This window comes from Sphaerisporangium sp. B11E5 (assembly GCF_039871875.1).
GTDB lineage: Bacteria > Actinomycetota > Actinomycetes > Streptosporangiales > Streptosporangiaceae > Sphaerisporangium.
Window position 1 is genome coordinate 259320 of the sequence record NZ_JBDPMD010000004.1, and the last position, 11012, is coordinate 270331.

An 11012-nucleotide genomic window follows, 5' to 3' on the forward strand; every position below is an offset into this window, starting at 1 on the left:
GATGACGATCGAGGACGTTTGGCCGCTGTCTCCCCTGCAGGAGGGCCTGCTCTTCCACGCCGCCTACACCGAGGACACCGAGGACGTCGGCGACGTCTACGTACTCCAGGGCGCGATGGAACTGCGCGGTGCCCTGGACGTCGCCGTGCTGCGCCGCTCCTGGCAGGCCCTGCTGGACCGGCACGCCAGCCTGAGGGCCTCCTTCCAGCGGCGCGGCACCGGTGACCCCGTGCAGCTCATCGTGCGGGGCGTCTCCCTGCCCTGGCACGAGGAGGACCTGTCCGGCCTGCCCGCCGCCGAACGCGACACCGCCGCGGCACGGCTGGCCACCGCGGAGAAGGCCCGCTTCGACCCGGCGGTACCGCCGCTGCTGCGCCTGCTCCTGCTGCGCCTCGGCCCGTCCCGCTACCGGCTCGTCGTCACCCTGCACCACCTCGTGATGGACGGCTGGTCCGTGCCGATCCTGTTCTCCGAACTGTCGGAGGTCTACGCCGCCGGCGGCGACACCCGCGTGCTGCCGCCCGTCACGTCCTACCGCGAATACCTGCTCTGGCTGTCCCGCCAGGACAAGGACGCCGCCAGGGACGCGTGGCGGCAGGCCATGGCCGGCGTGACCGAACCCACGCTGGTCGCCCCCGTGGACCGCCCCGGCGACCAGTACGAACGAGTGCTCACGCACACCGGCGAACGCCTCACCGGCGCCCTGCGCGACATGGCCAGGCGCCACGGCCTCACCCTCAACACCGTCGTCCAGGGCGCCTGGGCCATGACCGTCGGCATGCTCACCGGCCGCACCGACGTCGTACTCGGCGCCGTCGTCGCCGGCCGCCCCGCCGAAGTCCCCGACGTGGAACGCATGGTCGGCCTGTTCATCAACACCGTCCCCGTGCGGGTCCCCCTGGACCCCCGCAGGACCGTCGCGGAGACCCTCACCGCGCTGCAGCACTGGCAGTCCGCCCTGCTCACCCACCAGCACCTGGGCCTCGCCGAGATCCAGCGCGTCGCCGGCCCCGGCGCCACCTTCGACACGCTGATGGTGTACCAGAACTACCCCCGCGACCCCGGCGGCCCCCTGAAGCTCACCGGCCTGAACATCGAAGGCGGCTCAGGCGACGACACCAGCCACTACCCGCTGAGCCTGCTCGTCGCGCCGCTGGACACGATGGAACTGCGCCTGGAGTTCCGCCCCGACCTGCTGGACCCCCGGATCGTGCACGACCTCGCGGACCGGCTGGTCCGCCTGCTGGCCTGGATGGCCGAGGACCCGTCCCGGCCCCTCGGCGCCTTCGACCCGCTGGACTCCGAGGGCCGCCAGAAGGTGCTGTCCTCGTGGAACGCCACCGCGCACCCGGTGCCGTCCACGACGCTGGTGGAGCTGTTCCGGGCGCAGGTGCTGCGTACTCCCGATGCTGTGGCCGTCGTCGACGAGCGTGTGTCGCTGAGCTACGCGGAGCTGGATGCGCGGTCGGATCGGGTGGCGCGGTGGTTGCGGGGTTTGGGGGCGGGTCCGGAGTGCCGGGTGGCGGTGCTGATGGACCGTTCGGCCGACTTGATGGTGGTGCTGTGGGGGGTGTTGAAGGCCGGGGCGTGTTATGTGCCGGTTGATCCTGAGTACCCGGTGGACCGTATCGCGTACATCTTGGGGGATGCGGCTCCGGCGGTGGTCTGTACTCAGGAGTTGTGGGAGGCCCCGGCGACGGTCGCGGCTGTGGCCGCCGAGCCCGCCACCCCGCTGGAGTCGGTGCTTCTGCCCGCTCACCCTGCCTATGTCATCTACACCTCGGGTTCGACCGGTCGTCCCAAGGGTGCGGTGATCAGTCACCGGGCGATCGTGAACCGGTTGTTGTGGATGCAGGACCGGTTCCCCCTGGGGGCGGACGACCGGGTGCTGCAGAAGACGCCGTCGGGTTTCGACGTCTCGGTCTGGGAGTTCTTCTGGGCCCACCTGGCCGGTGCCGGCCTGGTCATGGCCCGTCCGGGCGGGCATCGTGACCCGGCGTATCTGGTGGACGCCGTCGAGCGGTACGGCGTGACGACCATGCATTTTGTGCCGTCGATGCTGGGTCCGTTCCTGCAGCAGGTCGAGCCTGGCCGGTGTGGTGGGCTGCGGCGGGTGGTTTGCAGTGGTGAGGCGTTGTCGGGTGAGCTGGTGGCGGAGTTCGGGCGGCGGTTGGGTGCGGGGTTGTTCAACCTGTACGGCCCGACCGAGGCGGCGGTGGACGTCACCTGGTGGGACTGCTCCCGCATGACCTCCTCCGGTGCGGTGCCCATCGGCCGCCCGGTGTGGAACACCCAGGTCTATGTCCTGGACGACTTCTTGCGTCCGGTACCCCCCGGGGTGATGGGCGAGTTGTACCTGGCCGGTGTGCAGTTGGCGCGCGGCTACGCCGGCCGCCCGGGTCTGACGGCCGAACGCTTCGTCGCTTCCCCGTTCGGGGGACGGATGTACCGCACCGGAGACCTCGCCCGCTGGTCGAACGACGGCGAGCTGCTGTACGGGGGCCGGGTGGACCACCAGGTCAAGATCCGCGGCTTCCGCATCGAACTCGGCGAGATCGAGGCCGTCCTGGCGGCCCACGACGACGTGGCCACGGTCGCGGTCCTGGCGCGTGAGGACCAGCCCGGGGTCAAACGCCTCGTCGCCTACATCGTCCCCCGTGAGGGTGGCGTGGACACAGCCGAGCTTCGGGACCTCGCCGCGAGCAAGCTTCCCGACTACATGGTCCCGTCCGCGTTCGTGACGCTGGACCACCTGCCGGTCACCGCCAACGGCAAGCTCGACCGGGCCGCCCTCCCGGCCCCCGACTTCGGCACCCAAGAGGGCCGCGCCCCCGCCACTCCAGTGGAGGAGATCCTCTGTGGCCTGTTCGCCGAGGTCCTGAGCCTGGACCGGGTGAGCCCCGAGGAGTCCTTCTTCGCCCTCGGCGGCGACTCCCTGCTCGCCATGCGCCTGGTCGCCCGCGTGGGGTCCGTGCTCGGCACCACCGCCGGCATCCGTGACGTCTTCGCGGCCCCCACGGTCGCGGCGCTCGCGCGCCTCGTGGAAGGCGCGGAGGGCAGGGCCCGGCGGCCCGCGCTCGACGTGAGGGAACGCCCCGAGGTGCTCCCGCTGTCCTTCGGCCAGCAGCGCATGTGGTTCCTCAACCGGCTGGAGGAGGCCGGCGCGGGTGCCGCCTACAACGTCCCCCTGGCTCTCCACCTCACCGGCGAGCCGGACACGAGCGCGCTTGAGGCCGCTCTCGGCGACGTGGCCGGCCGCCACGAGACCCTCCGTACCCTCTTCCCGGACAACGGCGGCGTCCCCTACCAGCACATCCTGTCCGGCAAGGCCGGATGCCCGCCCCTCGGCAGGCGCCGGGTCACCCCGGACGAGCTCCCGGCCGCGCTGGCGGACGTGGCGGCCACCCGATTCGACCTGACCCGCGACCTCCCGTGGCGTGCCGAGCTGCTGACCGTCTCCGCCACCGAGCACGTGCTCGCCCTGGTGGCGCACCACGTCGCCGTGGACGGCTGGTCGATGGGCGTCCTCGTGCGGGATCTGCGCACGGCGTACGCCGCCCGCCGCGAGGGCGCCGTTCCGGACTGGCGTCCGCTGCCCGTCCAGTACGCCGATTACGCGCTCTGGCAGCGCGAGGCCCTCGGCGAGCTGGACGACCCGGAGAGCCTCATCACCGAGCAGCTCACCTACTGGCGTTCCACCCTGGACGACCTCCCCGAGGAGCTGACCCTCCCCGCCGATCGCCAGCGTCCGGCGACGGCGTCGTTCCGCGGCGGCACGGTCCCCTTGGAGATCGCCCCTGAGACGCACGCCGGCCTGGCGGAGGCGGCGAGGGCCGGCGGCGCCACGATGTTCATGGCCGTCCAGGCCGCCCTGGTCATGGTGCTGGCCCGTCTCGGCGCCGGCACCGACATCCCTGTGGGGACCGCGGTGGCCGGTCGCGGCGACAGCGCGCTTGAGGACCTGGCCGGGTTCTTCGTCAACACCCTGGTGCTGCGTACCGACGTGAGCGGCGACCCCACGTTCGCCGAGCTGCTGAGCCGGGTCCGCGAGACCGACCTCGGCGCCTACGCCCACCAGGACCTCCCGTTCGAACGCCTGGTGGACGAGCTCAGCCCGGAGCGCTCGCTGGCCAGGCACCCCCTGTTCCAGGTGATGCTGGTCCTGCAGAACCTCCCCGAGACCGCCATCGCCCTCCCGGGCCTGGACGTCCGCCCCGTCGACACCGGCGAGAGCGCCGCCGCCCGCTTCGACCTGTCCGTCACCCTCACCGAACGCCGCGACGACCGGGGCGCCCCCGCGGGGCTCGGCGGCAGCCTGCTGTACGCGGCCGACCTGTTCGACGAGTCCACCGCCCTCACCCTGGCCGCCCGCCTGCGCCGCGTGCTTGAGCAGGTCGCCGCGGACCCCGCCCTGCGGCTGTCCGGCCTCGACGTTATGGAACAGGGCGAGCGCGACGCCGTGCTGCGCGACTGGAACGACACCGCCGAGCCGGTCGCTCCCACCACCTTGCCCGAGTTGTTCCACGCTCAGGTGGCGCGCACCCCGGACGCGCTCGCGGTGCTGGACGAGCGCACGTCCCTGACCTACGCCGAGCTGGACGAGCGTGCCAACCGGACCGCCCGCTGGCTGATCGGCCGCGGCGCAGGCCCGGAGAGCCGGGTCGCGGTGCTGATGGACCGCTCGGCCGACCTGATGGTCGTGTTGTGGGCCGTGCTGAAGGCCGGGGCGTGTTATGTCCCGGTCGACCCGGAGTACCCGGCCGACCGCATCGACTACATCCTCGCGGACGCCGCCCCCGCCGTGGTGTGCACCCAGGAGATGTGGGACGACCCCGAGACGTCCGCCCGCGTGATGTCCCACTCCGGCGCCCCGCTCGACTGGGCCGTGGCCCCCGACCACCCGGCGTACGTCATCTACACCTCGGGCTCCACCGGTCGTCCCAAGGGTGCGGTGATCAGTCACCGGGCGATCGTGAACCGGTTGTTGTGGATGCAGGACCGGTTCCCCCTGGGGGCGGACGACCGGGTGCTGCAGAAGACGCCGTCGGGTTTCGACGTCTCGGTCTGGGAGTTCTTCTGGGCCCACCTGGCCGGTGCCGGCCTGGTCATGGCCCGTCCGGGCGGGCATCGTGACCCGGCGTATCTGGTGGACGCCGTCGAGCGGTACGGCGTGACGACCATGCATTTTGTGCCGTCGATGCTCGGCCCGTTCCTCCAGGAGCTCACGCCGGGCCGCTGCCCCGGTCTGCGCCGGGTGATCTGCAGCGGCGAGGCCTTGTCCGCCGAGCTGGTCGCCGGGTTCCACCAGCGCTCCGACGCCGAGCTGTTCAACCTGTACGGCCCCACCGAGGCCGCCGTGGACGTCACGTACTGGGACTGCTCCCGCGAGTCCCCCTCCGGCGCCGTCCCCATCGGCCGCCCGGTGTGGAACACCCAGGTCTACGTGCTGGACGACTTCCTCCGGCCCGTACCTCCCGGCGTGATCGGCGAGCTGTACCTGGCGGGTGTGCAACTGGCCCGCGGCTACGCCGGCCGCCCCGGCCTGACCGCCGAGCGCTTCGTCGCCTCCCCGTTCGGGGGAAGGATGTACCGCACGGGCGACCTGGCCCGCTGGTCCCGCGACGGCGAGCTGCTCTACATGGGCCGCGTCGACCACCAGGTCAAGATCCGCGGCTTCCGCATCGAGCTCGGCGAGATCGAGGCCGTGATCGCCGCCCACGGGTCCGTCCGCCAGGCCGCCGTGGTCGTCCGCGAGGAACAGCCGGACGTGAAGCGCCTCGTCGCCTACGTGGTGCCCGCCGGTGCGGACGTCACCACCCTGCGCGACCTCGCCGCGAGCAAGCTCCCCGACTACATGGTCCCGTCCGCGTTCGTGACGCTGGACGAGCTCCCGGTCACCGCCAACGGCAAGCTCGACCGGGCCGCGCTGCCCGCCCCCGAGTTCGGCGACGCGGCGAGCCGCGGCCCGGCCACGCTGCTCGAAGAGATCCTCTGCGGCCTGTTCGCCGAGGTCCTCGGCCTGGAGCGGGTCGGCGCCGAGGAGTCGTTCTTCGCCCTCGGCGGCGACTCCCTGCTCGCCATGCGTCTCATCGTGCGGATCCGCTCGGTGCTGGAGACCGAGATCGGCGTACGGGAGCTGTTCGGCGCCCCCACCGTCGCCGGGGTGGCCCGGCTCGTGGAGAGCGGCCAGGGCGGCGGCCCCCGCACAGGGGTGACGGCGCGGCACCGGCCCGAGGTGGTGCCGCTGTCGTTCGGCCAGCAGCGCATGTGGTTCCTCAACCAGCTTGAGGAGTCCGGTTCCGCCGCCGTCTACAACGTGCCGCTGGCGCTGCCCCTGACCGGTGAGCTGGACGCCGAGGCGCTGGAGGCCGCGCTCGGCGACGTGGCCGACCGGCACGAGTCCCTGCGCACCGTCTACCCGTCCACCGGCGGCAGCCCCCGCCAGCACATCGTGGAGGGCCGCGCCGGCCGCCCGTACCTGTGCGTGCGCGACGTGACCCCCGCCGAGCTGCCCGCCGCGCTCGCCGAGGCCTCCGCACGCGGCTTCGACCTGGCCCGCGACCTGCCGTGGCGCACCCAGTTGTTCGTGTTGTCCGACACCGAGTACGTACTCCTGCTGGTGGCGCACCACATCGCGGTGGACGGCTGGTCCATGGGCGTGCTGGAACGCGACCTGCGCGCCGCCTACGAGGCCCGCTGCCGCGGCGCGGCCCCCCGCTGGCGGCCCCTGCCCGTCCAGTACGCCGACTACGCGCTCTGGCAGCGTGAGGTGCTCGGCGACCTGGAGGACCCGGGGAGTCTCATCAGCGAGCAGCTCGCCTACTGGCGGAGCACCCTGGCGGGCCTGCCGGAGGAGCTGACCCTCCCCGCCGACCGTCAGCGTCCGGCGACGGCGTCGTTCCGCGGCGGCACGGTCCCGCTGGAGGCCGGCCCGGACGTGCACGCGGGTCTCGTGGAGGCGGCCCGCCAGGGCGGCGCCACGATGTTCATGGTGGTGCAGGCCGCGCTGGTGATAGTGCTGGCCCGTCTCGGTGCCGGCACCGACATCCCTGTGGGGACGGCGGTGGCCGGTCGCGGCGACAGTGCCCTTGAGGACCTGGCTGGGTTCTTCGTCAACACCCTGGTGCTGCGTACCGACGCGAGCGGTGACCCCACGTTCGCCGAGCTGCTGAGCCGGGTCCGTGAGACCGACCTCGCGGCGCACGCCCACCAGGACCTCCCGTTCGAACGCCTGGTGGACGAGCTCAGCCCGGAGCGCTCGCTGGCCAGGCACCCCCTGTTCCAGGTGATGCTGGTCCTGCAGAACCTCCCCCAGACGGCGGCCCCCGCGGAGCTGCCCGGCCTGACCGTCGGCACCCAGGAGTCCGGTGCGCTGCCCGACGCCGCGGTGCCCGCCCGCTTCGACCTGTCGATCACGGTGAGCGAGCGCCGCGACGCCGCGGGCACCCCCATCGGCCTGACCGGCGGCGTGCAGTACGCGGCCGACCTGTTCGACGAGTCCACCGCGCGGTCCGTGGTCGACCGGCTCACGCGCGTGCTCCGCCAGGTGGCCGCCGACCCGGGGGTGCGGCTCAGCGCGCTCGAAGTGCTCGACCGCGACGAGGAGTTCGCGGTCGTCGAGGGCTGGAACGACACCACCCGGCCCCTGCCCGCCACCACCCTGCCCGGCCTGTTCGAGGCCCAGGCCGGCCGCACCCCGGACGCCGTGGCCGTCACCGCCGAGGGCACCACGTGGACGTACGCCGAGCTGGACGCCCGGGCCTGCCGGGTGGCCCGCGGCCTCGCCGCCCGTGGCGTCACCCGCGAGAGCCGCGTCGGCGTCGTCATGGACCGCTCGCCCGAGCTGGTCGCCGTGCTGCTCGGCGTGGCCAAGGCCGGCGCCGCCTACGTCCCCATGGACGGCGGCCACCCCGTGGACCGCCTCAGGGCGTCGGTCGCCGAGGCCGGCGTGGCGCTGGTCCTCGCCGACGCCGGCATGGCCGTGCGCTTCCGCGAGGGCGGCGGCCTCGCGGTGGAGGTGCTGCGCCCGGACGAGCTGCCCGACGGCGGCGAGCCCGAGGCGCCGCTGCCGGACGGCCTGGCGTACGTGATGTACACATCCGGCTCCACCGGCCGGCCGAAGGGCGTCGAGGTGACCCACCGCAACGTGGTGAGCTTCGTGCTGGACGAGGCCTGGCGCGCCGACGTCGCCGAACGGGTGCTGTTCCAGGCCAACCACGCCTTCGACGCCTCGACCTACGAGCTGTGGGTGCCGCTGGCCCGGGGCGGCCGGGTGGTGCTCATGCCGGCCGGTGAGATCGACACCGCCGAGCGCGGCCGGCTCATCGCCGAGCACGCCGTCACCAACGTGCACGCCACCGCCGGGCTGTTCCGGGTGCTGGCCGAGGAGTCCCCGCAGATCTTCGCCGGGGTGCGCGAGATCTCCACCGGCGGTGACGTGGTGTCGGCCGCCGCGATCGGCGCCCTGCTCGACGCCCACCCGGGTCTCACGGTGCGCACGACGTACGGCCCCACCGAGACCACGGCGTTCACCACGCAGCTCGCCTTCCAGCGCGGCGACGCCGTGCCGCCGAACGTGCCGATCGGTTACCCGATGGACAACAGCCGCGCCTACGTGCTGGACGGGTTCCTGCGCCCCGTGGCGCCCGGCGTGATCGGCGAGCTGTACATCGCGGGGTCCGGCCTCGCCCGGGGCTACGCCCGCCAGGCCGGCCGCACCGCCGAGCGGTTCGTCGCCTGCCCGTACGGCGGGCGCATGTACCGCACCGGCGACCTCGCGCGCTGGTCGCCGGAGGGGTGGCTGGAGTTCGCCGGCCGCGCCGACGACCAGGTGAAGATCCGCGGGTTCCGCATCGAGCCCGGTGAGGTCGAGGCGGTGCTGGCCGCCCACGGCAGCGTCGGCCAGGTCGCGGTGATCGCCCGCGAGGACCAGCCGGGCGTCAAACGCCTCGTCGCCTACGTCGTGCCCGCCGGGGACGGCGGGCCCGGCGTGGACGGCGACACGCTCCGCGACCACGTGGCCGCCGTCCTCCCCGACTACATGGTGCCGACCGCCGTGATGGCGCTGCCCGCGCTGCCCGTGACGGTCAACGGCAAGCTGGACCGGGCCGCGCTGCCCGCCCCCGAGTTCGACGACCGCGTCACCGGACGCGACCCCGAGACCCCGCTCGAAGCGCTGTTCTGCGGCCTGTTCCAGGAGGTGCTCGGGCTGGACCAGGTCGGCGCGGACGACTCGTTCTTCGCGCTCGGCGGCGACTCCATCATGTCGATGCTGGTCGTCGCCCGGGCCCGCCGCGCCGGGGTGGTCGTCACCGCCCGGCAGATGTTCGAGCACAAGTCCCCCGCCGGCCTCGCCCGCGTCGCCGGGACCGTCACCGCCGAGGACGGCACCCCCGGTGAGGAGGACACCGCCACCGGCCGCGTGCCCCTCACCCCGGTCATGCGCGAACTGGCGGAACGTGCGGGCCCCGCCGCGCTGACCGGCCCGTTCTCCCAGTCGATGCTCGTCCAGACCCCCGCCGGCCTGGACGAACCCACCCTCGTGGCGGCCCTGGACGCCCTGCTGCGCCACCACGACGTCCTGCGCGCACGCCTGGAGGGCGTCACCGATGTCAGCGAGGCCCAAGAGGTAGGCGGGGCCGAAGGTCGGGACGCGCGTGGTGGCGTGGGTGCGGGGGGTGATGGCGCGGGGCGTGCCGCCTGCCTGGTGATCCCGCCGCCGGAGGAGGGGCCGCGGGCGGCGGATCTCGTCACGCGCCGGGCCGGGCCGTTCGACCCGGGCGAAGCGCGGGCGGCGGTGGACCGGCTCGACCCCGTTTCCGGGACGATGCTCCAGGCCGTCTGGTTCGACGCCGGGCCGGGGAAGCCGGGGCGGCTGCTGCTGGTGGCGCACCACCTGGTGGTGGACGGCGTCTCCTGGCGGGTCCTGGTGCCCGACCTCGCCGCGGCCTGCTCGGCCGTCGCGCTCGGCCGGGAGCCGGACCTGCCGCGCGGCACGTCGTTCCGCCGCTTCGCCACCGAGCTGGAACGCCAGGCCGCCGGCCGGGCCGCGGAGGCCCCCGAGTGGGGCCGCCTGCTCGGCGGCCCCAACCGCACCCTCGGCCGGCGCCCGCTCGACCCGGCGGTGGACACCGTGGCGGGCGGCGTGCGCCGGGCCGAGCACACCGTTCCCGCGGAGGTGACCGCCGAACTGCTGACCCGGCTCCCGGCGGAATTCCAGACCGGCGTGGACGCCGTCCTGCTCGCCGGGCTGGTCGCCGCGGTCGGCGAGTGGCGGCGCCGCTTCGGCGGCAACCTCGCGGGCGGCCTGCTGGTGGACGTCGAGAGCCACGGCCGGGTGCCGCTCACCGAGGACATGGACCTCACCCGGACGGCCGGCTGGTTCGCCGCCTCCCACCCGGTGCGGCTCGACCCGGGCACCGCCGACCACACGCGCGTCCGGTCCGGGGGGCCGGCCGCGGGCGACCTGCTCAGGCGGGTCGCCGAGCAACTGCGCCGGGTGCCGGGCGACGGCCTCGGCTTCGGAATGCTGCGGTACCTCAACCCGGACACCGCCGCGGCCATGGCCGCGCTCCCGGTCCCGCAGATCGGCTTCAACTACCTCGGCCGGTTCGCCGCCGGACCGGGCGACGGGGCTCACACCGACGACGGGGAGACCGGCATGACACCTGAACGGCACGGCGACTGGCGACCCGCGGAGGACGCCGTCCTCGGCGGCACCGCCGGCGGCGCCACACCCGCCGCGCACGCACTGGAGGCCGGGGGCCAGGTGCGTGACCTGCCCGGCGGCCCCGAACTGACCGTGACCCTCGCCGCCCCGGCGGGCCTGTTCGACGACAGGTCCCTGCGCGACATGGTCGCCGCGTGGGTGGCGATGCTCACCGGCCTGGCCGCGCACCACCCAGGACCCGCGGGGGACGGGCACATCCCCGCGGACTTCCCGCTCGTCTCCCTCGGACAGGACCAGCTCGACGCGCTGCAGGACAGACTCTCCCAAGAGAAGGATTGATCGC

1 protein-coding gene is annotated in these 11012 nt (G+C 73.8%); it reads left to right on the forward strand.

Going from position 1 to position 11012, the window contains the following annotated elements; translation table 11 throughout:
• Position 1 precedes the first annotated feature (1 nt).
• On the forward strand, positions 2 to 11008 hold the full coding sequence (locus ABGB17_RS06600; RefSeq protein ID WP_347626910.1) for an amino acid adenylation domain-containing protein: 11007 nt from the start codon (positions 2 to 4) through the stop codon (positions 11006 to 11008).
• Positions 11009 to 11012 lie beyond the last annotated feature (4 nt).